A 21195-nucleotide genomic window follows, 5' to 3' on the forward strand; every position below is an offset into this window, starting at 1 on the left:
GCGTGAGGATATGGCTAGCGAGCCTGCTGATGCTGAAGGTGGCGGGATGCGCCCGTCCGGAGTCCGGGTTTCGCGTCGCCTGGCAGCGGCCGGGATAGCGACCGCTGTCGTCGCCCTGCTCGCGATCGCCGTCCTCGCCACGAGACTCGCCAGCGTGCCGGGAACCCCGAGCACCGCGGCGACGGCCAGTCCCTCCCCCACCGCGACCGCGAGCCTGACCGTTTCCGGCATCTACCAGCGGGTCGCGCCGTCCGTGGTCACCGTCCGTACCGCCCGCGGGCTAGGCAGCGGCGTCATCGTCGCCAACAACGGCACCATCCTGACCGCGGACCATGTCATCGCCGGCGCCGGGAAGATCACCGTCATCTTCGCCGACGGGACCGTGACGACGGCGTCCGTCACCTCGGCCGATCGCAAGACGGACATCGCCCAGCTGATCCCGGCGGCGCTGCCGCAGGTGGTGGTGCCGGCCACGCTCGGCGCCGGCGCGGGCGTCGGCGCCGCGGTGGTCGCGATCGGCAATCCGCTGGGGCTGACCGACAGCGTGTCCTCCGGCGTGATCTCGGGGCTCGACCGCACCGCGGACACCGACACCGGCAAGCGCAGCGGCCTCATCCAGTTCGACGCGTCGGTCAACCCGGGCAGTTCGGGCGGGCCGCTGCTCGACATCCGCGGCATGGTCATCGGCATCGTGGTGGCGATCGCCGACCCCGGCGGACGGGACGCGTTCGCCGGCATCGGGTTCGCGGTACCCATCGGCGACGCGCTCGGCGGCGGAAGCGGCAGCGGGCCGAAGGGTCCGCAGATATGACGGCTACCTTCCGGGGGTACGACTCCCCGCAACCGCTTCGGGCAAAGGAGCGCCATGACTCAGTCACCAGCCGACAGCGACGATTCCTCATCCGGCCAGCATCCGCATCCGCTTCAGCCGGTGCTCTTCGAGGTCAAGCGGGCCATCGTCGGCCAGGACACGCTGCTCGAGCGCATGGCGATCACGTTGCTCTGCGGCGGGCACCTGCTCGTGGAGGGGGTTCCAGGACTCGCCAAGACGCTGTCCGTCAAGTCGCTCGCGGCCGCGATCGGCGGCCAGTTCCAGCGCATCCAGTTCACCCCCGACCTGGTGCCTGGCGACCTGACGGGAACCCGCGTCTACCATCAGCATTCCGGTGAGTTCCAGACGCAGCTCGGTCCGGTCTTCACGAACCTGCTGCTCGCCGACGAGATCAACCGCGCTCCCGCCAAGGTGCAGAGCGCCCTGCTCGAGGTGATGCAGGAACACCAGGTCACCATCGGCCGCGAGACGTACCGGGTCCCTGAGCCCTTCCTGGTCATGGCGACACAGAACCCGATCGAGTCGGAGGGCACCTATCCGCTGCCCGAGGCGCAGGTCGACCGCTTCATGATGAAGGTCGTCGTCGGCTACCCGACCGCCACCGAGGAACACTCGATCGTCGATCGCGCGCTGCGCCCCGCAGAGCCGATCCGCGGGATGCTCACCCCGGCCGACCTGATCGCCATGCAGCAGCAAGTGCGGGAGCTGTACGTCGACCCCGCCGTCGTCGACTACGCCGTCCGGCTGGTGACGGCGACCCGCAGGACATTCGCCGCCGGCCTTGGCGATCTCAAGCGGTACATCAGCTACGGCGCCAGTCCCCGTGCCTCCATCGCGCTGGTCACCGGCGCCCGCGCGCTCGCGTTTACCCGCGGCAGGGACTACGTGCTGCCAGACGACGTCAGCGAGCTCGCCTTCGACGTGCTACGGCACCGGATCGTGCTGTCGTACGAGGCGCTCGCCGACGACGTCACCCCGGACGCGATCATCACCAGGGTTCTCGAGACGGTCGCCGCGCCCGAGATCGTCCTGAGCGGCCGCTGAGCCGATGGCCACGCGCACGGCTACGGAACGGCTCCTGCTCCGCCTCGAATGGCAGGTGCTGCGCCGTCTCGACGGGCGGATCGCGGGCGGGTACCGCACCGCGCACCGGGGCGGCGGGATCGACCTGGCCGGGCTGCGCGACTATGCCGAGGGCGACGACGCGCGGCACATCGACTGGAACGTGACCGCCCGGCTCAACGAGCCGCAGCTTCGCGTCTTCAATGAGGACCGCGAGCTCACCGTGTGGCTGGTGCTTGACCGTTCCGCGTCGATGACGGTGGGCGCCCCTGGCCGGGGCAAGCACGAGGTGCTCAGCGAGCTCGCCCTGGTGGTCGCCCGGCTTTTCACCAGGAGCGGCAACCGGGTCGGCGCCCTGCTTTACGACACCGGGGCCGCCGGCGCCGGCGCGGTGCGGACCGTGCCGCCGGCCACCGGCCGCTCGCAGGTGCTGCGCATCGGCGCCGAACTCGTCAGGACCGCAGGCGGCGGGCAGGACCCGGCCGCCGGCCGCGGCGGCCGCCTGCGGAGCTGGCGCGGCAGAAACAGCGGCGGCAGGAACAGCCGGGACGAGCACGGCCGGGACGGGAACGCGAGCCGAGGCAGCGGGAACGCGGTCGCGGGCAACGGGACCGCGAACGGGCGAAACGGGCACGGCGGACGCGGTGCTGGAGCCACGACGGACCTGGCGGCGATGCTGGACGCGGTGGCGAAGCTGGCCAGGCGGCGTGCCCTGATCGTGGTCATCTCCGATTTCATCGGCGAGGGCGACTGGGAACGATCGCTGCTGCGCCTGGCGCCGCGCCACGAGGTCGTCGTGCTGCGGGTGACCGACGCCGCCGACGAGGAACTGCCCGACGCGGGCCTCATCGTCATCGAGGACGCGGAGACCGGAGAGCAGCTCCTCGTCGACTCGGGCGATCCGCTACTGCGCGCCAGGCTCCGCGCCGCCGTCGCGGAGCGCGAGGCGCGACTGGCCGAGGGCACGCGGCGGGCCGGGGTGCCCGTGCACCGCATCGACACAACGGCCGACCTGGCAAGCGCGCTTGTCGAGGTCGTCGCGAGCACCCAGCGCAGGCGCGCATGAACATCGCCGACCCCGCGCTGCTAGTCCTCGGCCTCCTGGTAGCCGCGTCCCTGGCGTGGGCCGCGATCGCCGTCGCGCGGCGGCGAACGGCGGCTCTCGCCGCGGCGGGAGTCGCGGCAGGGTCGGGGCGCGGCAGGCTGGCCGGCGCCTGGTTCACCATCGCCGGCATCGCCGTACTCGCGCTCGCCGTGGCGAGCCCGACCGTGTCCATCCCGGTGTCCCACGCCAAGGGCACCGTCATCCTCGCCGTGGACGTGTCAGGCAGCATGGCCGCCACCGACGTGACACCGAGCCGCCTGACCGCCGCGAAGCAGGCGGCGGAGGCGTTCATCAACGCGCAGCCGGGCAGCGTGGACATCGGCGTCGTCGCGTTCGAGGATGGCGGCATCGAGACGGCGATACCCAGCGCCGATCACGCGACCTCGGTGGCCGCCGTCCGCCGGCTGAGCACCGGCGGCGGCACGTCGCTCGGGTCGGCCATCGTCGCCGCGCTGTCCGCGATCACCCGCAAGACGGTCACCATCACGCCAGCGGGGAACGCGCCAGGCATCGGGTACTGGCCCTCGGCAACCATCGTGGTGTTCTCCGACGGACAGGACGGCGGTGGCGCGAGCGCGTCAGCCGGCGGCGCTGGCCGGGCCGGGGGTGCCGCCGGGGGCGGCGGCTCAGGCAGCGGCGCGGATGTCGACGCCGGCACCGCCGCGGCGGTTGCCGAGCAGGCCGGCGTGCACATCGACACGGTCGGCGTGGGCACCGCCGTGGGCACCACCGTCGAGGCCGACGGCTATCACCTGTTCACCGCGCTCGACACGGCGACGCTCAAGTCGATCTCGCAGACCACCGGCGGCAGCTACCATCCGGCGTCGAACGCGAGCGAGCTCAACGGGATCGCCTCGTCGATCGACCTGCGGCTCACCGTCAGCAAGGAGCCGCTGCCGCTCGCGGGCGCGCTCATCGCGCTGGCGCTCGCGCTGCTCGCGGCGGGCGCGGTGCTCACCGTGGCCAGGACGGGCCGGGTGGTCTGAATGTCCTTCTCCTGGCCGTGGGCGTTGCTGACGCTCGTCGTCATCCCGCTGATATTCGCCGCGCGGTGGCTTGCGCGGCGCGGGCGCAGGCGCGCCGCGGTGCGCGTCACCTCGATCGCGCTGGTCCGGGCCGCCGCCCGCGGCCGGTCGCGCTGGCGGCGGCGCATCCCCGCCGCACTGCTCACGCTCGGCCTCGCCGTGCTCGCGGTCGGCGCCGCCCGGCCGCAGGCCACCGTCCCTGTCGCCTCGTCATCCGCCACCATCATGCTCACCCTCGACGTCTCCGGTTCCATGTGCTCCACCGACGTGAAACCGAACAGGATCACCGCGGCCGAGCAGGCGGCAGGCAACTTCATCAAGTCGCAAACGGGCGGGCCGCGGATCGGCATCGTCGTGTTCGCGGGTACCGCATACGTCCTCGTACCGCCGACGACGAACACGCAACTGCTGCTCAGCGCGCTCGACGGCCTCACCACCGCGGCGGGAACCGCGATCGGCGAGGGCCTGCTCACCTCGCTTGACTCCATCGCCCAGGTCGACCCGACGGTCGCGCCGACCGGCGCGACCGTCAGGCACAACCCAGACGCGGGCTACGCGGACGACGTGATCGTGGTGCTCACCGACGGCTCGAACAACCGCGGCGTCGACCCGCAGACCGCGGCGCGTCAGTCCGCCGCCCGGGGCGTGCGCGTGTTCACGATCGGCTACGGCACAAACCGGCCGGCGACGCTCGCGTGCAGCCCCACGCAGTTCGGCGGGTTCGGCGGGTTCCAGGGCGGAGGCGGCTTCGGCGGAGGCGCCGGCGCGTTCAACGCCGACTACGACGCGCTGCGGAACATCTCACACACGACGGGCGGCACGTTCTACCGCGCGCAGGACGCAAGAGAGCTCAGCAGTGCGCTTAACCGGCTGCCTGACGCGTTCACGATCGTGCAACGGCACATCGACATCGCATCCTGGTTCGCCGGCGCGGGCGGCCTGCTCATCGCCCTCGCGGTGCTGCTGTCCCTGTGGTGGAACCGGTCCAGGCGGCCAGGCCCGGCCGACAATGCCCGCCCGGCGGTCACTGACCCCTGAGGTGCTGGGCGAGCAGGGCGCGGTCGGCGGGGCCGAGGCGGTCCCGTGCCGTGGCGAGCTGGTGCCAGTGCGGGTACACCAGGTCGGGCGCACTGACCTTGTCCAGTGCGTCCCGCTCGTCCGCACTCAGCGTGAGATCCGCCGCCCCGAGGTTGTCGCGGAGCTGCTCCTCGGTGCGCGCCCCGATGATCAGCGAGGTCACCGCGGGCCTGCCGAGCAGCCAGGCTAGCGCGACCTGCGCGGGCGACGCCTGATGAGCGGACGCCACGTCGACGAGGACCTCGATCGTGTCGTACAGCTTCTCCCGGTCGCGGACCGGCGGCTCGTTCCACTCCCCGGACAGCTGCCGCGTCTGCCCGGACGGCGACGCGTCACGCCGGTACTTGCCGGAAACCAGGCCGCCGGCCAGCGGCGACCAGACGAGGATGCCAAGGCCCTGATCGACAGAGAGCGGGACAAGCTCGTACTCGGCGTCCCGCGACTCGAGCGAGTAGTACACCTGCTGGGCCGCGAACCGCTCGTAGCCGCATGCGTCGGCGACGGACAGCGCCTTCATCAGCTGCCAGCCAGCGTAGTTGGACGCCGCGAGGTAGCGCACCTTCCCCGCCGCCACCAGCGAGTCGAGCGCGGACATGGTCTCCTCGAGCCGCGTCTGCCCGTCCCATTCGTGCACGTGATAGATGTCGATGTGGTCGGTGCCCAGCCTGCGCAGGCTGGCCTCGCAGCCGGAGATGATGTGGTGGCGGGAAAGCCCCGCGTCGTTGGGCCCGTCCCCCATCGTCATCCGCACCTTGGTGGACAGCAGCAGCGAGTCCCTGCGGCCCTTGATCACCTCGCCGGTGATCTCCTCGGCCAGGCCGCCGGAGTACACGTCGGCGGTGTCGATCAGGTTCACGCCCGCGTCCACGCACATGTCGACCTGCCTGCGCGCGCCGTCGACGTCCGTCGCGCCAACGGCGCTGAACCCGCCGCGCCCGCCGAACGTCATCGTGCCGAGCGTCAGCGCGGACACCCGCAGTCCGCTGCGGCCAAGCTGCCGGTACTCCATCGTGAGCCACCCTTCGTCGCGCCGTCGCCCGCGCCGCCCGGGGCGGGCGGGCGACACACATCAGACCGATCCCTGTCCAGACCTATCCAAGCGCATGGCCGTTAAGCGCCGCGAAAATGGATCGGCCCGACCGCCAGCTGGTCCCTATCAAGTCAGGACAGTTCGCGCAGGGTGTCCATGAGCTGGCTGGCCAGTTCGCCGGGCGCCACCCCACTGCGGGACAGGATGCCGACCGGCTCGGCCCCGCCCGGCACCGGCAGGTTGAGCCGGCGCAGCCAGCGCCTGTCCAGGTCAAGCTTGACCGGGTACAGCGGAGTGATCCACACCGCGTCAGACAGCAGGGTCAGCGTGCGGGCGACAGAGACCGACTGGGTCTCCGTCCTGCCCGGCGGCAGTGCGACGCCGTGCGCCTCGAAGAATTCCTCGACGTCGTGCCGGGGCGCGGTGCCCGCACCAGGGATGACCAGCGGGTAATCGAGCAGTGCCACCGGGGAGACCGGCTTGTCGCCGGCGATCGCCAGCGGATGCTGCGGCCGTGCTACCACCGCGAGGGACTCGGCGTAGAGCAGCTCGAACGACACGCCCTGCATCATCGCGGGCTCGGCGATCCGGCCGACCGCCACGTCGATCTCGCCCGACTTGAGCGCGGTGAGCAGCTCGGGGTTGTCGCCGGTCCGCACGCTCACCCCGGCGTGCGGCCGGCGCTCGTGCAGCCTGGCGATCGCCTGGACAAGCACGCCGCCCGCCGCCGTCGGCAGCGCGCCGACCCGCAGCACCGGCGTGAGGGCGGGTGCGGTCCCGGTCAGCGCCTCGGCCGCCGACTTGAGCGCCTGGGTGACGTCGACCGCGTATTTCAGGAACTGCTCGCCCGCCGGGGTCAGCGCGGTCCCCGCCCTGCCGCGCTCCACAAGACGCCGCCCGGCCAGGTCTTCGAGTTCGGCGAGAGTCTTGGAGACGGCGGGCTGGCTCAGGTGCAGCCGGGCGGCGGCGCGGGCGAGGGTCCGCTCCTGCGCGACGACCACGAAACAAGTGAGATGCCGCAGCCGTATCCGTGAGTAAGCGACGGACGCCGTCAACACACTGCGATCGGCCGACTGCGGCACGGAATCACGGACATCCATAACTTCAAGTTATGGATGAATGGTGAATAAGTCAATTTACTTCACTTGTGCGAAACTATAGAGTCACCTATACCGCTGTTGGTCCCGCTAGCCAGAGAAAACCCTTCCAGTACCGAACGGAAGGGAGCAGTTACGGACCGTGCTCAAGACGACGAGACCGCGGCTCTCTTCACTGGAGGGGAACATGGCCAGGATCATTGGCGGCGTCGCGGCATCGCACACGCCGACCATCGGCTTCGCCTACGACCAGAACAAGCAGGACGACCCGTCGTGGGGGCCGATCTTCCAGGCGTTCAAGCCGGTCGAGGACTGGTTCAAGGAGAAGAAGCCGGACGCGCTCGTCTACATCTTCAACGACCACGTGACCTCGTTCTTCTTCGACCACTACTCGGCCTTCACGCTGGGCATCGGCGAGGAGTACCAGGTCGCCGACGAGGGCGGCGGCCCCCGCGACCTGCCCGCGATCAAGGGCGACCCGAAGCTCGCCGCGCACATCGCGAGCAGCCTGGTCACCGACGAGTTCGACTTGTCCTACTTCCAGGACAAGCCGCTCGACCACGGCTTCTTCTCGCCGATGTCGGTGCTGCTCGACCGGCCTGACGGCCAGTGGCCGACGAAGATCGTGCCGCTGCAGATCGGCGTGCTGCAGTTCCCGATCCCGACCGCCGCCCGCTGCTTCAAACTCGGCAAGGCGCTGCGCCGCGCGATCGAAAGCTACCCCGAGGACATCGACGTGGCCGTCGTCTCCACCGGCGGTCTTTCCCACCAGGTGCACGGCGAGGGCGCAGGCTTCAATAACCCGGAGTGGGACGCCAGGTTCCTCGACGCGATCACCGACGACCCGACCGCGCTTACCCGGATGACCCACGCCGAGTACGCCAAGCTCGGCGGGTTCGAGGGGGCCGAGGTCATCATGTGGCTGGTGATGCGCGGCGCACTGTCGGACAAGGTCAAGAGGGTGCACAGCTCCTATTACCTGCCCTCGATGACCGGCATCGCGACCCTGGTGCTGGAGAACGAGGCGGCCGAGCTGCCCGACGCGCAGGCGGTCAACGACCGGCACCGCGCCAGGATGGCCGAGCAACTGGCCGGCGTCGAGGAGATGACGGGCACCTACCCCTTCGACATCGCGCGCAGCGTGAAGGGCTACCGGATCAACCGGTTCCTGCACGACCTGGTGGATCCCGATCACCGCGCCCGGTTCCTCGACGACCAGGAGCGCGCGTTCAAGGAGGCGGGCCTCTCCGAGGAGGAGCAGCACCTCATCAGGACCAGGGACTGGCCCGGCATGATCCACTATGGAGTGATCTTCTTCATGCTTGAGAAGCTCGCCGCGGTGATCGGCATGTCCAACCTGCACGTGTACGCCGCGCAGCGCGGCGAGACGCTCGAGGACTTCCTCAAGACCAGGAACACGCAGGTCATCTACTCCGTCGCGGGCAAGAAGGGCTGAGCCTGGGCGGGCCACGCGAAGCCCGAACCCGTTCGGAATCGTAAAGATCATTATCCCGAACGGGTTCGGGCTTTTCCTTCAGGAAATGCATAGCGCCGTCTCCGTGGGTAGCGGGTGCGTCACGTTACTGATCGGAGGCGATGACAATGGTTCGGATGGCGCCACGCGCTCTCGAGGCGGATCCAGCAAGCGTGCGCAGGCACGTCGCGGTCAGCGCGGCGATCACCGCGCTCGGCGGACTGCTCTTCGGTTACGACACCGGCGTGGTGTCCGGTGCGCTGCTCTTCGTCAAGAAGGACTTCGGCGGCCTGTCCAACTTCCAGCAGGAACTGGTCACCAGCCTGCTGCTGGTCGGAGCGGTGGTCGGGGCGCTTGTCGCGGGGCGGGTGTCGGACAAGATCGGCAGGCGTCCCGCCGTGCTGATCACGGCGGTCGTGTTCATCGTCGGCGTGCTGCTGGCGGCGTTCACCCCCACCTACCCCCTGCTGCTCGTCGCGCGTGTCATCATCGGCCTGGCCGTCGGGTCCGCGTCGATGATCGTGCCGCTGTACATCGGCGAGATCGTGCCGCCGCGAGTTCGCGGCGGCCTGGTCAGCCTCAACCAGCTCGCGATCACCGTGGGCATCCTCAGTTCCTACCTGATCGACTACGGGCTCTCCGGCACGGGCAACTGGCGGCTGATGTTCGGCCTCGCCGCGATCCCGGCGGCGGCACTGTTCATCGGCATGCTCTTCCAGCAGGAGAGCCCGCACTGGCTGATCAGGCAGGGCCGGGAGGACGACGCGCGCCAGGTGCTGCGCCGGCTGCGCGACGACGGCGACATCGACGCCGAGATCAGCGAGGTCCGCGAGATCTCTCAGCGCGAGGGCGGCCTGCGGGATCTCATCTCGCCGAGGGTGCGGCCGCTGCTCATGGTGGGCGTCATGCTCGCGGTGTTCCAGCAGATCACCGGCATCAACACGGTCATCTACTACGCGCCGACCCTGCTGCAGGGCGCGGGATTCGGCAACTCGGGCGCGCTGCTCGCGAACGTGGTGAACGGCGCGGTCAACGTCGGCATGACGATCGTGGCGATCTGGCTGCTCGACAAGGTGGGGCGTCGTCCGCTGCTGCTCTCCGGCACGGCGGGCATGGCCGTCGGCATGGCGATCACCGCATGCTGCTTCATCGGCGGCTCGCAGTTGCATGGCGCGCTGGCGATCGTCGCGGTGCTCGGCCTGCTCATCTACACCGGGTCGTTCGCGATCGGGCTCGGGCCTGTCTTCTGGCTGCTGATCGCGGAGATCTACCCGCTGAAGATCCGCGGCGCCGCGATGAGCGTTGCCTCGACGGCGAACTGGGCGGCGAACTTCGTCGTCACGGTCTCGTTCCTGACCCTGCTGACGGCCATCGGCGGCACCGGCGCGTTCTTCCTGTTCGGCTTCCTCACGCTGGTGGCGCTGGCGTACTTCTGGCGCAAGGTGCCGGAGACGAAGGGCCGCAGCCTGCAGGAGATCGAGCGGGATCTGGTGCGCTCCTGACCGGCGTTTGGTGATCGTTTAGGAAATGCCCGTGTTGTTACCGGGGTCCTGACCCCGGTAACAACACGGGCAATCGCGCGTTGAGGCGCATGGGTTAGGCGGGGTGTTCGTGGCGGCGGGTGGCTAGCCAGCAGAGGAGCCCGGCCAGCGGGAGGGCGGCGGCCGTCAGGGTGGCGCCGGTCCAGCCCCAGTGCGCGTAGGCCTGGGCGCCCGCGGCGGAGCCGATCGCGCCGCCCGCGAACATCGTCGTGATGTAGACGGTGGTGAGCCTGGACCTGGCCTCCGGCAGCAGGTCGTAGATCACGCTCTGGTTGATCACGTGCGAGGCCTGCACGCAAGCGTCCATCAGCAGCACGCCGACGATCAGCAGGACAAGGCCGGCCGCGCCCAGGTGCGCACCGCCGAGGCCGATCGGCAGGTAGGCAACCGCGAGCAGGGCGAGTGCCGCTCCCGAGGCAGGCCAGCGAAGGCCCGGGCGCGCGTCAAGCAGCCGGCCCGCCGCCATCGAGGTGATCGCGCCCGCGGCGCCGACCAGCGCGAAGAGGCCGATGTCGAGCTGAGAAAAGCCGAACTGCGGGCCGGCGAGCAGGAAGGTGACCGTGGTCCAGAAGCAGGCGAAGCTGCCGAAGCCGCAGGCGGCGATCAGCGACCGCCAGCGCAGCGCGGGCTCGGCACGAGCGACCCGCAGCACGCCGCGCAGCTGCTCGCGGTAGGAGATGGCGAGTTGCGGGCCATGGTCGGGCAGCGCGCGGCGCAGCATGACCGCGGTGAGCGCCATGAACCCGGCCGCGATGCCGTAGACCGCGCGCCAGCCCGCGAAACCGGCGACCACGCCGGCGAACGTGCGCGAGAGCAGGATGCCGATCAGCAGGCCGCCCATCAGCGTGCCGATCACCCGGCTGCGCTCGCGGTCGCTCGCCAGGGTCGCGGCGTAGGGGACGAGCATCTGCACAACCACTGAGGTGACGCCTGCCAGGCCCGCCGCCACGTCGAGTACGAGCAGGCTGGGGGCGAGCGCGGAGGCAGCGAGAGTGAGCGCGCAGCACGCGAGCAGCGCGGTGAGCAGCGGGCGGCGGCGGATGATGTCGCCCGCGGGGACGATGAACAGCAGCCCGAGCGCGTAGCCTGCCTGCCCGACCGTGACGAGGAGCGACGCGCTGCCCTGGCTCACGTGCAGGTCGCTGCCGATCGAGTGCAGCAGCGGCTGCGCGTAGTAGAGATTGGCGACCGTCACCGCGCAGGTGACGGCCATGAGCCTGACCAGGCCGGGGGAAAGCCCCGACGGATCATCCAGAGCCTGGGCGCCGACCGCAGCTGGCTGGCCCGCGCCGCCGGCCGGCTGCCCGGCGCCGGCGGCGCTTGGCGCGCGTGGCTCACTCATGAGTCTCCAGTCAGCGGGGGATGCAATCGATTTCTTTCGCTAGATACAACTAAGTAGGCCGCGATTGATTCCGGCAGCGACCGCCAGCCCCGTTGCGCGCACCGGGATCGGCCCGCGCAACGGCCGCCGCTACCATCGGAGCGTGACTAATCACACGCCCTCTGTGGCACCCGACGGCGATCCCGCGCCCGGCGGCCCCGGGCCCGACAGTGGTGCCCTGCTGCGCTCGCTCGCTGAGACGGTGACCGTCGACGGCACCGACCAGTTCGCCACCCGCGAGAAGGCCGTCCCCTGGCTGCGGGCCGCGGGACTGCTGCCCGACGACGCCGTGCTGAGCGGCTCCGAGCACAGCGCGCTGCTGCGGCTGCGCGACGCCCTGCGTGACACCATGGCCGTGCGTGCCTCGTTCCAGCCGGACCCGGACGCGGCTGCCCGGCTCACGAGGGCGCTTGCCGACGGGCGGCTCGTGGTGATCGTGCAGCCGGACGGGAAGTCGGCGCTCGCCAGTTCCGCCCGCGCTCCGTACTCCAACGCGGTCGCCGCCATCGCGATCGCCGTGGCGAACGCCTGGTTACCGGCGTCGCGGCAACCGGGTCCGGACCTGCCGGGGAATGTCTGCGCCCAGTTCGTGTTTTACGCGGAGGTATGCGGACGAGCGTGAGGAGCGAGATGAGCACCGTCGCACTGACCGAGGAGAACTTCGAGTCGAGCGTGACCGAGTCGGGGATCACCCTGGTCGACTGGTGGGCAGCGTGGTGCGGTCCATGCCGGATGTTCGGGCCGGTCTTCGAGGCCGCGAGCGAGAAGCACACGGACATCACCTTCGGCAAGATCGACACCGAGGACCAGCAGAGCCTGGCCGCCGCGGCGCAGATCAGCTCGATCCCGACGCTGATGGCATTCCGGGACGGCGTGCTCGTCTTCTCGCAGGCTGGCGCGCTGCCGGCCGCCTCGCTCGAGCAGCTGATCCAGGCGGTGCGCGAGCTCGACATGGACCAGGTCCGCGAGGAGATCGCAGCGAACCAGCAGGCCTGAGCGGTCTGCGCCGGCGAATAGGAAAATACCGGAATACCCCGCACTGCCCCGGGTAGCGGTGACGCACCGAACGTCACGTTCACCCGAATGGGAAGTGATAGCAGTGATTGGGACCATGCGCATTCGCCGCACGCACGGGATTCTCGGCGGCTTGCTTGTCGCCCTGCTTGGCATCTGGGGCGGCATCATTCCGTTCGTCGGGCCTTACTTCCACTATGCCTACACTCCGGACAAGGCATGGACCTACACCACCGGCAGGCTTGAACTCGAGATCCTGCCCGGCGCCGGCGCCCTGCTCGGCGGTCTGCTCCTCATCGCCGCGCGCAGCAGGTATGTCTGCCTGTTCGGCGCGCTGATCGCGATCGCCAGCGGTGCGTGGTTCGCCCTCGGCAACGTCTTCGCCCCGCTGTGGACGGTGGCGGGCCCAGCGGGCGGCCCCGCCAGCACCGGCACGCTGATGCGCGCGGTTGAGCAGGTGGGCTTCTTCACCGGGCTCGGCATTGCCATCGTGATGGTCGCTGCCGCGGCCGCCGGGCGGCTCAGCGCCGTTCCCAGCCTGCGCGCCGTGGAGACCGTCCCTGTCGCCGAGGTCCCGGCGAGCCGGGAGCCAGTCGACGATTCGGTGGTAGACGAGAGCGAGACGCGGGTCATCAGGTAGCGACCAGTCGCTGCCGCGCCCCCGCCGCACGCGTGCGGCGGGGGCTTTACCCGTGTCCGGGCTGCCCGCCTGCGCTACATCCGGTTCCTGCCGAAGTCGTCGAACTCGCCCTTGCGCACTCCGCCGATGAAGGCGCGCCACTCCTCCGGGGTAAACCGGAGAACCGGACCCTCGCGATCCCGGCTGTTGCGGACGCCGACGGCGCCGAGCTCCAGTTCGGATACCTCGACACAGTTGCCGTTGGCGTAACTCAATGAGCTCTTGATCCAGGCAGGCCCGGCGCTCACGGTTGCGGACATATTTCCCGCCATCGCAGTTCCCACGTCATCCCTTCGCCGACTGTCTTCACGATGCGCTTGCAGCGGGGACGGTGAGCCTCCGGGGGCTATGGCTCACCGTCCCCGCCTCCCCCGCGGGCCGCGTCCGTCCTCCGTGCGGCATCGGTCGCGGACGTAAGGCAGCGTGTCGCGGGAGCGTCACGGCCCTAGCCCACGGGGAAGCTTGCAAAGCGGGCACCCGGCCGAGTCCGGCCGATAGTTTGTGCAGCAGCGGCGGCGGGGCCTGGCCTCAGCAGCACGCTGGTTGCATAGAGAATGCTGCTGCAAGTTGCAGCGCAAGACATCGGTCATCTGCCGTATGTGCAAGAAATCCCGGGCTGTCTTCTTTGTGCCGCGCACCGATGAACCTTTCCGCGCCGCCGGCGCATCCTGAGGAAGACCGCTTTCCCCGCTCTGGCGGAGCTGCAGCGGTCGGCATGCCGTGACTCAGGGAGGCGCCATGGCGTTCGCGATGCGCGACGAGTGGAAGGCGGAGCCGGTCTCGACCACCGGGGCCGTGTACGTCGAGCCGTCCGCGGCGGATCCCATCAAGCCTGGCGAGCGAGTCGCCCACCTGTTCCCGCGCAGCGTCATGGAGGAGTACATCCTGCAGCGGGTGACCGAACGGGTCTGGTGGGTCTCCCGGCACTTCTACGGTTCGCTGTTCTATGTCGGTACGCGCGGGGTGCTGCTGCTCGACCCCTTCCTCGGCGGCGCTGAGGCGACAGTAAAGGCCGTCGCCTCGGTGACGGACCTGCCGGTGACGGCGGTGGTGTACTCGCACTTCCACGCGGACCACATCGGCGGCGCGCGGCGGCTGTTCGAACTGCTCGCGGCGGCGCCGCCGCGAGTGATCGCCTCTGAGCACACCGCCGTCTGGATGGAGCGCTTCGGCAGCGACCTGCCCCGGCCCGCGCAGGTGCTTGACTGGCCCTCGGGCGCCTGGTCGTTCGAGGACGTGACGCTTCGGCTGCGCGGCTTGCCGCGGCCAGGTCACGCGCCCGACCATTCGGTGTTCCTCCTTCGAGGAGGAACGGGCGGGCACTCCGCCGACCTGATCAACATCGACCAGCTCCCGTTCGGCGGCTTCGCCGGCCAGGACCCGCTGGTGCTGTTCAGGCCCAACCTAGAGTTCGCACGGTCGCTCGAGTTCGACTGGTTCTGCGGTGGCCACGGCAACATCGGCGAGAAATCCGACTTCGACTTCTACCTCGCTTACCTGGACGAGGTCGCCGCGCTCGTCGACGAGTACGTGCCGCGCCCGGAGTCGGTCCCCGACCTGTCACTGACGGACTACCTGAGTGGCCTTGACTCAGGCGCGAGGTCACGGCTGCTGTCGGAACTCGACAATCACTTCGGGCTCTACCTGTACGGCAGGAAGATCGTGGCAGGCGAGGAGCGGTCGGGCGGCGGCAACCCGTTCCTTAGCGGCCTGATCGGCGAATGGTCCGCCGAGCGGGCCAGGGCCGTCGACGAGGCGGTGCCGCGCATCATCGAACGGCTGCGCCCGAAGTACGGGCGCATGTACAACTTCGACGACGCACAGCCCGGCAACGTGCGCCTGCTTGCCATGGGCGTCCAGCCGAGTCTCATCAACCGCTGAAACCGATAAGGCGGGTCCCCAGGCTTGCTGGGCGACCCGCCTTGTGGTTTGAACTATTATGCGCCGAAACGGTCGAATTCGCCGTTTCGGACGCCTCCGATGAACGCATGCCACTCGTCCGGCGTGAAGCGGAGAACCGCTCCTGCGGAGTCCCGGCTGTTGCGAACACCCACTTCATCGCCGGAGAGGTTCGCCACCTCAACACAGTTGCCGTTAGCGAAACTAAGCGAGCTCTTTACCCATTCGGGGCTACTTCCGATCGTAGGCACAGCGACGCTACCCCCTAACAGATTTTTCGTGTTTGCCCTGCACACACGGCTACCGACGGCATGAGCCTTACCGTGGGTAGTCGCTTTGCGCTGAGGTTAGCAGACGGACCCCATAAACATCATCCGGTCTGATCCAACCCAGGTAACACTACTGTCAAGTAAGCAACAGTTGGCTGCACTGCTCACGCAAATGCGGAGGTCATCGCTAAGACAGGAAGAGCGGGCCGCTGCGCGGCGGAACCGTCAGGAAGCGGTGCGGCGCCGGCCAGTCCAGAGCGATTCGGCCAGTTCCAGGATCATTTGCTTCGAGTCGGCTGGGCTGAGTGCCACCTCGGTGAGGGCCCGGAATGCCACCCGGTGCAAATGCGTCTCCCGCTCGCCCTCGATGATGAAGCCACTGCGCATCTGCTCGGTGGCCACCACGTCCTGCAGCACCGCGTCACCGTCGGCCTCGAAGCCGAAGAGCACGAAGGACTCGCCGATCACCGTGTGCGGTCCGTCGAGGGGAAGGACCTGCAGCGTCAGGTTGGGCCTGTCACACTCCTTGGCAAGCCGCTGCAACTGCTCGTACATGGTGAGGTCGGAGCCGATCCTGCGGAGCAGCACCGACTCGTCGAGCACCACGGAGAGCTTCAGGCCGATCCTGTCGAGGACCTGCTGGCGGCGCATCCGCACCCGGACGAGCCGGGTCACCTGGGACGGAGGTACCGGCTCGATCCTGTCGTAGCTGTCGATGATGTGCCTGGCGTACGCCTCGGTCTGCAGCAGGCCGGCCACCACGTCTACATGCCAGATGGCGGCCGAGGTCGCCTCATGCTCGAGTCCGATGAACTGCTGGTAATCCTCGGGCAGGCTGTCGGCATACTCCTCCCACCAGCCCTTCTGGGAGGCATCCTCGGCGAGTGCGAGCAGCATCGCCCGGTGCTGGCCGCCTACGCCGTAGTAGTCGAGCAGTCGCTCGACCTCCCTGGGGCGCAGTCCTGTCTTGGCGCGCTCATACCGAGAGATTTTCGACGGGCTCCAGCGCAGCGCGTGCGCCACGGACTCGCCGCTGCGCCCCTTCGTCTCGCGCAGTGCCCGCAGTTCGGCGGCAAGCCGACGGCGGCGCACGGTGGGGCTTCCCTCTTCCACCATCGGGCACCGCCTCCTCTCCTGCCTCTGGTACCGCCGGTCCGCGGTAATAGCAGTATGTGGACAGCAAAGTAACGCCGATGATGAATATTTCACGGAAAGATTCGCCGAAACAAGAAATCGGGCTAATCCATCCCTTTGCGGCTAGGCCGACCGCGAGCAGCGGGAACATAGTGACGCGAATGCACTTAGGTTAAGTCCGTGAGAGCAGATGCGTATGGGACTTCTGATGCAGATTGGTTAACTCGGAATGAACAGCATTCAATGGTTAAAACTGATCAATTATGACAGTTGCGGGGCGAAGACTGACCGACGGTTCTGACGTGACGCGCGACGGCCGGAGTTGCCAGAGACAATGATTGAAAGCGAATTCTCGCTACCGATGATATTGGTCTCGCAGGAAGTTTTCACCCTCCTCGAAGGATCAATAAAACGGACCGACTCCGAGTGAGGGAACCCGGAGAGGGTCCGTTTCGTGATTCGCCGCACTTCACCCGTGATAGGTGAAGGCGTTGGGGGACACACTCGCGGACACGACGGCCGCCGCGGCCGGCGTTGCTGCCGTGAGAGCGAGGGTTGGAGCGGCCACGAGTGAGCCGACTGTGCCCACCGTGAGGATGGCCGAGGCAAGAATGTTGCGCCGAATTCGCATGACTACCTCCATGCGGTTACCGTGGTCAGGTGCCTACGACCCGGCATCGGCGGCCCGACAGGACTCCTTCGTCCCGTCTTTTTGATTCGCCGGTCTTTGGCTGTTACATAAGCTAGAGTAAATCCAGGAGGCATGCATATTCAAATAGTAAAACAGGCGTTACAGATTGCTATGGCAATATGCACGGAAATTGCAGTCCCTGATGCAGTGCATAAACCTCAATCGATTGCAGTGAGCCTTGCAATGCAAGTTGCACCGCATATTACAATGGATTACACCCGGCAGGCGGCTTTGAATGCCCTAACTAGCCGAATTTCTGTCCTAATTCGAACCGCTTGTTCGGTAGATGTGCAGCTAGTACGCTTCGTAACATGCATCCGGTAACCCGGGTCGGCGTGCTTGCCGGACGCGCGAACGAGCTCGCGCTGCTCGACGGGTATTTGAGAGAACTTACCCGTGGCGGCGGCGGCGCAATGCTCATCGAAGGCGAGCCGGGCATCGGCAAGACCGCCCTGGCGCGCGCGGCGCTTGCCGCGCTGCCGCCGGGCAGCTGCCAGGTCTTCTGGGGTGCGGGCGACGAGCTCGGCCAGGAGCTGCCGCTGCTGCCCTTCCTCGACGCGCTCCAGGTCAGGCGCCCGTCCGCGAACGCGCGCCGGGCCACGATCACCGGACTGCTGCGGGGCGAGATGGCCACCGATCGCGGCACCGACGTACCGGCGACGATTGCCGAGCAGCTCATTGCGCTGACCATCGACGAAACCGCCGCGCAGCCGGTGGTGCTCGTCCTTGACGACCTCCAGTGGGCCGATCCGGCCAGCGTGCGGCTGTGGGGACGGCTCGCCAGGACCGCGCACCAGGTGCCGCTGCTGCTCCTCGGCCTGACCAGGCCCGCCGCCCACCGGGAGGATCTCCTCGCGCTGCGCCGGGCGGTTGACGAGGATGCCATACTGCAGCTCGGCGCGCTGCCCGAGCCTGCCACCGCGGAACTCCTCCGTACCCTGGCCGGCGGCCGCCCGGATGCCGCGCTGCTCGAGCTCGCGGCCGGCGCCGCGGGCAACCCGCTCTACCTCACGGAGCTTCTCGCGGCGCTCAGCCGGTCCGGCGGCATCACGGTCACCGCGGGCGGCATTGCCGAACTCACGACGGGGTCCGTGCCCGAATCGCTGCCCGCGGCCATCGCGCACCGACTCGGCTTCGTCTCCGGACCCACCAAGGAGGTGCTGCGCGCGGCGGCCCTGCTCGGCGTCGAATTCGCGGTCCCCGACCTCACCACAGTCCTCGGCAGAAACGTGGCCGACCTGGTGCCCGCGCTCGACGAGGCCAGGGCGACCGGGGTGCTCACCGACGTGCGCGGCGGCCTCGCCTTCCGCCACCCGCTGATCAGGGAGGCGCTGTACGCGGACCTGCCCGCCGCCGTGCGCGGCGAGTGGCACCGCGACGCGGGACACGCCCTCGCGACGGCGGGAGCGCCTCCGGACCGGGTGGCCAGGCAGTTGCTTTGCGCGATCAGCGGCCAGGCCGGTGGCGGAACCGGACCCGATCCGCTGGCCGGCCCGGCGACGGCCGGCGGCGGCAGCGTGCCGCAAGCCGACCAGGAACTGCCTACCGGGCCGGGACAGCCCGCTGGTCCGGCGGCGGCCAACGGCGGCACAGCCGCCGTGTTCACCGCTCCGGCCATCAATTTCGAACGACCGCCGATCGCTCTCGTCGCCGCCCAGACGCCGGAGCCCATGGACCCCTGGATGCTGGAGTGGCTGGTCATATCCGCGGAATCACTGGTCGGGCAGGCGCCAGGAGTAGCGGCAGAACTGCTCGGCCAGGCGGTAAGCGGAATCCCCACCGGATCGTTCAGGCATGGCTGGCTGGCGAGCAGGCTCGCCGATGCCCTCTACCGGATGGGGGACCGGGCCGAGGCGGAACGGGTCGCCGAGCGGGCGCTCGGGCACGCGGCCGATCCCGACCTGATCGTCGACCTGCACTGGACCCTTGCCCAGTGCAGGATGCTCGCGGGCAGGGCGGAAGAGTCGTTCGGCACCCTCAAGCAGGCGCTCGACGCGCCAGGCATCACTGCGAAGCATCGCGGCCGCCTGCTCGTGCTCGCCGCCCGTACCTACCTGAACTTCGGCGACATCGAGGCGGCAGGCGACCAGGCCGACAGGGCGCTCGGCGCGGCGGCGGAGGCCGGCGACACCTGGGCCACCGGGTGGGCACTGCATGTGCGGGCCGTATCCGCCACCATCCGCGGTGACCTGACCGACGCGCTGCCGCTCTACGACCGGGCGCTCGGCGTCACGGAGACCGATCCCGCGCTCACCGACCTGGGCCTGCTGCTACTTGTCAACAAGTCCGTGACACTGCTCAACGTCGACCGGGGCGAGGAGGCGCTTGCCACGGCCGAGCGCGCCAGGCACCTGGCCAACCAGGTTGGTACGGCAATGCGCCTCGCGCAGGCGCACGGGGTACTCGGCCAGGGGCTATGGGAAACCGGGCGGTGGGACGACGCCGCTGCCGAACTCCGCGCCGTCCCCACGGACCTGAAGGAGCCCTCGGCGGCCTGCGGCGAGCTCGGCATCATCGCCGTCATTTTCTTCCACAGGAACGAGCCCGCCTCGGCGCGCCGCTACCTGGCCGAGGCCGAGGCGCTCGCGGAGCGGATCAAGCAGCGTTCGCTCGGCCCGCTGCTGCTCGCACGGTCGCTCGACCATGAGCAGGCCGGGGCGCCGGACCGGGCACTTGCCGTCCTGGTGTCGGCCCTCGACGGGGGAAGCGACGTCGGCGAGATCGAGGATGTGCTCGGGGACGCGGTGCGGCTCGCGCTGAAGACAGGCGACAAGACGACCGCGCAGGGGCTAACCGGCCAGGTGGCCACTCTGGCCGACGGGTCGGAGACTCCGTCCCGCCAGGCGAACGCGCTGTACTGCCGCGGGATGGTTGACCAGGACTCGGGCATGCTGCTCGCGGCCGCGCAGCGGTATGCCGACGGCGGGCGCCCGCTGCCCAGGGCCAAGGCACTGGAGGCAGCCGCCGAGTGCCTGGTACGAGCCGATGAGCGGACCGCCGCGCGGCAGGCGTTCGAGCAGGCCGTCGAGGTCTACGAGTTCCTCGGCGCCGAGGCCGACCTCAACCGCGTGCAGGCGGAATTCCGTACCCATGGCATCAGGCGCGGGCCGCACAGCAAGCACCGGCGGGCAGTTTGCGGGTGGGACTCGCTCACCGACACGGAGCTGAAGATCGCCGCCTTCGTCGAGGAGGGGCTGTCCAACCCGGAGATCGCGGGACGGCTGATGCTGTCGCGGCGGACCGTGGCCACGCACGTGTCGCACATTCTGAAGAAGCTTGACGTGACGACAAGGACCGACATCGCGCGGGAGTCGGCGCTGCGCGCCGTCGCGGCTCGCTAAGATCTTGCTCCCCCCGCGGGAGTCCCCGTCCTGCCGCCACCCCCGCCGGGACGGGGACGCGGGCGGCGCGCCGGGTGAGGGGCCGGCGCGCCGCCCGCATTGACGCGTCCGTCCCTGGCCCAAGGGGGCTCGGACGCGTTGCCGCGGTGGTGGCGGACCCGCGGCGGCTCGTCGCCCGCCACCATCACGCTCATCGGCTCCGGCACAAGCGGACCGGTTCATCGGCTAACCGAGGGGATGACGTGCCATGTGCGGCTCATGACACGCCACCCCCGCGTCTAGCCGCTGGCCGGCCCGGCCAAAGGATCCGGCCAGCGGGGTCTGGTTTTCCCGGGGGCGGCCGCCGCGCGCCATCGCTCGCGGCGGCCGCCCTCGGGAGGATCCCCTACGCCCGGCTGCGGCCGGCCGGGCGTCGGGGCGCCGGGGATGACGCGCGTCTGCGACCCGCGCACATCATCCCGGACTTCGGGATGGCTAGCGTGTGCGGCTCACGCTGCCATCCCCGGTGGTGTCTGAGGAGGCCTTTTTGATTCCGGACCAGAAG

General features: G+C 69.3%; 18 protein-coding genes. 12 read left to right on the forward strand and 6 right to left on the reverse strand.

The genetic code is table 11. From position 1 onward, the window contains the following. Nucleotides 1-46: 46 nt before the first annotated feature. From EAS64_RS06615 to EAS64_RS06635, 5 genes are read left to right on the forward strand one after another with little or no spacing between them, the layout of a single operon-like run. Nucleotides 47-811 (forward strand): S1C family serine protease, encoded by a 765-nt coding sequence (locus tag EAS64_RS06615; protein WP_145851747.1) that lies wholly within the window; start codon nt 47-49, stop codon nt 809-811. 54 nt (nt 812-865) lie between these two features. After that, nucleotides 866-1876 carry an AAA family ATPase gene (locus EAS64_RS06620; protein WP_145851748.1) on the forward strand — a complete coding sequence of 337 codons (1011 nt, stop codon included), beginning with the start codon at nt 866-868 and terminating at the stop codon, nt 1874-1876. A 4-nt stretch (nt 1877-1880) separates the two neighbouring features. Then, on the forward strand, nt 1881-2960 hold the full coding sequence (locus EAS64_RS45620) for a DUF58 domain-containing protein (RefSeq protein ID WP_145851749.1): 1080 nt from the start codon (nt 1881-1883) through the stop codon (nt 2958-2960). Then, nucleotides 2957-3985, forward strand: a complete 1029-nt coding sequence (locus EAS64_RS06630; protein ID WP_145851750.1) for a VWA domain-containing protein — start codon at nt 2957-2959, stop codon at nt 3983-3985. Before EAS64_RS45620 ends, EAS64_RS06630 begins: the two co-directional genes overlap by 4 nt. Then, nucleotides 3986-5062 carry a VWA domain-containing protein gene (locus EAS64_RS06635; RefSeq protein ID WP_145851751.1) on the forward strand — a complete coding sequence of 359 codons (1077 nt, stop codon included), beginning with the start codon at nt 3986-3988 and terminating at the stop codon, nt 5060-5062. Here EAS64_RS06635 and EAS64_RS06640 read toward each other — a convergent pair. After that, nucleotides 5049-6110, reverse strand: coding sequence for an aldo/keto reductase (locus EAS64_RS06640; RefSeq protein WP_145851752.1), 1062 nt, complete (start codon nt 6108-6110; stop codon nt 5049-5051). The genes EAS64_RS06635 and EAS64_RS06640 overlap by 14 nt on opposite strands. 152 nt (nt 6111-6262) lie before the next feature. Next, complete coding sequence (locus EAS64_RS06645) at nt 6263-7231, reverse strand: LysR substrate-binding domain-containing protein (protein WP_145851753.1); 969 nt, start codon at nt 7229-7231, stop codon at nt 6263-6265. A 184-nt stretch (nt 7232-7415) separates the two neighbouring features. On the opposite strand from EAS64_RS06645, the gene EAS64_RS06650 reads away from it, so the two are divergent. Continuing rightward, nucleotides 7416-8684 carry a gallate dioxygenase gene (locus EAS64_RS06650; RefSeq protein WP_145851754.1) on the forward strand — a complete coding sequence of 423 codons (1269 nt, stop codon included), beginning with the start codon at nt 7416-7418 and terminating at the stop codon, nt 8682-8684. Between the two features lie 155 nt (nt 8685-8839). Next, complete coding sequence (locus EAS64_RS06655) at nt 8840-10204, forward strand: sugar porter family MFS transporter (RefSeq protein ID WP_145851755.1); 1365 nt, start codon at nt 8840-8842, stop codon at nt 10202-10204. A 94-nt stretch (nt 10205-10298) separates the two neighbouring features. On the opposite strand, the gene EAS64_RS06660 is transcribed toward EAS64_RS06655, so the two are convergent. After that, complete coding sequence (locus EAS64_RS06660) at nt 10299-11585, reverse strand: MFS transporter (RefSeq protein ID WP_145851756.1); 1287 nt, start codon at nt 11583-11585, stop codon at nt 10299-10301. Nucleotides 11586-11727: 142 nt separating this feature from the next. Here EAS64_RS06660 and EAS64_RS06665 point away from each other — a divergent pair, with 142 nt between their 5' ends. The 3 genes from EAS64_RS06665 to EAS64_RS06675 all read left to right on the forward strand — a co-directional run bounded on the left by EAS64_RS06665 (nt 11728) and on the right by EAS64_RS06675 (nt 13278). Further along, nucleotides 11728-12246, forward strand: coding sequence for an ABATE domain-containing protein (locus EAS64_RS06665; protein ID WP_187365727.1), 519 nt, complete (start codon nt 11728-11730; stop codon nt 12244-12246). Between the two features lie 8 nt (nt 12247-12254). Continuing rightward, on the forward strand, nt 12255-12620 hold the full coding sequence (gene trxA / locus EAS64_RS06670; RefSeq protein ID WP_145851758.1) for a thioredoxin: 366 nt from the start codon (nt 12255-12257) through the stop codon (nt 12618-12620). A 115-nt stretch (nt 12621-12735) separates the two neighbouring features. Continuing rightward, nucleotides 12736-13278 (forward strand): hypothetical protein, encoded by a 543-nt coding sequence (locus tag EAS64_RS06675; protein ID WP_145851759.1) that lies wholly within the window; start codon nt 12736-12738, stop codon nt 13276-13278. A gap of 74 nt (nt 13279-13352) precedes the next feature. On the opposite strand, the gene EAS64_RS06680 is transcribed toward EAS64_RS06675, so the two are convergent. After that, nucleotides 13353-13577, reverse strand: a complete 225-nt coding sequence (locus EAS64_RS06680) for a DUF397 domain-containing protein (RefSeq protein ID WP_145851760.1) — start codon at nt 13575-13577, stop codon at nt 13353-13355. Nucleotides 13578-14055: 478 nt separating this feature from the next. Between EAS64_RS06680 and EAS64_RS06685 the strand changes: the two genes are divergently transcribed. Further along, nucleotides 14056-15198: an MBL fold metallo-hydrolase gene (locus EAS64_RS06685; protein WP_145851761.1), complete on the forward strand. Its 1143-nt coding sequence runs from the start codon at nt 14056-14058 to the stop codon at nt 15196-15198. A gap of 56 nt (nt 15199-15254) precedes the next feature. Here EAS64_RS06685 and EAS64_RS06690 read toward each other — a convergent pair whose 3' ends face one another. Then, nucleotides 15255-15512: a DUF397 domain-containing protein gene (locus EAS64_RS06690; protein ID WP_342782018.1), complete on the reverse strand. Its 258-nt coding sequence runs from the start codon at nt 15510-15512 to the stop codon at nt 15255-15257. Between the two features lie 198 nt (nt 15513-15710). After that, a complete protein-coding gene (locus EAS64_RS06695; RefSeq protein WP_145851763.1) occupies nt 15711-16601 on the reverse strand; it encodes a helix-turn-helix domain-containing protein in 891 nt (296 codons plus the stop codon). A gap of 1020 nt (nt 16602-17621) precedes the next feature. Between EAS64_RS06695 and EAS64_RS06700 the strand changes: the two genes are divergently transcribed. Then, the gene (locus EAS64_RS06700; RefSeq protein ID WP_145851764.1) at nt 17622-20651 is read left to right on the forward strand and encodes a helix-turn-helix transcriptional regulator; all 3030 of its coding nucleotides are present in this window, start codon (nt 17622-17624) and stop codon (nt 20649-20651) included. Nucleotides 20652-21195 lie beyond the last annotated feature (544 nt).

Origin of the sequence: Trebonia kvetii (assembly GCF_007827045.1) — a bacterium.
Lineage (GTDB): Bacteria > Actinomycetota > Actinomycetes > Streptosporangiales > Streptosporangiaceae > Trebonia > Trebonia kvetii.

Bases quoted from the DNA above. Each gene is read 5' to 3' on its own strand.
- EAS64_RS06615 (WP_145851747.1), top strand. From the start codon at position 47: ATGCGCCCGTCCGGAGTCCGGGTTTCGCGTCGCCTGGCAGCGGCCGGG.
- EAS64_RS06620 (WP_145851748.1), top strand. From the start codon at position 866: ATGACTCAGTCACCAGCCGACAGCGACGATTCCTCATCCGGCCAGCAT.
- EAS64_RS45620 (WP_145851749.1), top strand. From the start codon at position 1,881: ATGGCCACGCGCACGGCTACGGAACGGCTCCTGCTCCGCCTCGAATGG.
- EAS64_RS06630 (WP_145851750.1), top strand. From the start codon at position 2,957: ATGAACATCGCCGACCCCGCGCTGCTAGTCCTCGGCCTCCTGGTAGCC.
- EAS64_RS06635 (WP_145851751.1), top strand. From the start codon at position 3,986: ATGTCCTTCTCCTGGCCGTGGGCGTTGCTGACGCTCGTCGTCATCCCG.
- EAS64_RS06640 (WP_145851752.1), bottom strand. From the start codon at position 6,110: ATGGAGTACCGGCAGCTTGGCCGCAGCGGACTGCGGGTGTCCGCGCTG.
- EAS64_RS06645 (WP_145851753.1), bottom strand. From the start codon at position 7,231: ATGGATGTCCGTGATTCCGTGCCGCAGTCGGCCGATCGCAGTGTGTTG.
- EAS64_RS06650 (WP_145851754.1), top strand. From the start codon at position 7,416: ATGGCCAGGATCATTGGCGGCGTCGCGGCATCGCACACGCCGACCATC.
- EAS64_RS06655 (WP_145851755.1), top strand. From the start codon at position 8,840: ATGGCGCCACGCGCTCTCGAGGCGGATCCAGCAAGCGTGCGCAGGCAC.
- EAS64_RS06660 (WP_145851756.1), bottom strand. From the start codon at position 11,585: ATGAGTGAGCCACGCGCGCCAAGCGCCGCCGGCGCCGGGCAGCCGGCC.
- trxA (WP_145851758.1), top strand. From the start codon at position 12,255: ATGAGCACCGTCGCACTGACCGAGGAGAACTTCGAGTCGAGCGTGACC.
- EAS64_RS06675 (WP_145851759.1), top strand. From the start codon at position 12,736: ATGCGCATTCGCCGCACGCACGGGATTCTCGGCGGCTTGCTTGTCGCC.
- EAS64_RS06680 (WP_145851760.1), bottom strand. From the start codon at position 13,577: ATGTCCGCAACCGTGAGCGCCGGGCCTGCCTGGATCAAGAGCTCATTG.
- EAS64_RS06685 (WP_145851761.1), top strand. From the start codon at position 14,056: ATGGCGTTCGCGATGCGCGACGAGTGGAAGGCGGAGCCGGTCTCGACC.
- EAS64_RS06695 (WP_145851763.1), bottom strand. From the start codon at position 16,601: ATGGTGGAAGAGGGAAGCCCCACCGTGCGCCGCCGTCGGCTTGCCGCC.
- EAS64_RS06700 (WP_145851764.1), top strand. From the start codon at position 17,622: ATGCATCCGGTAACCCGGGTCGGCGTGCTTGCCGGACGCGCGAACGAG.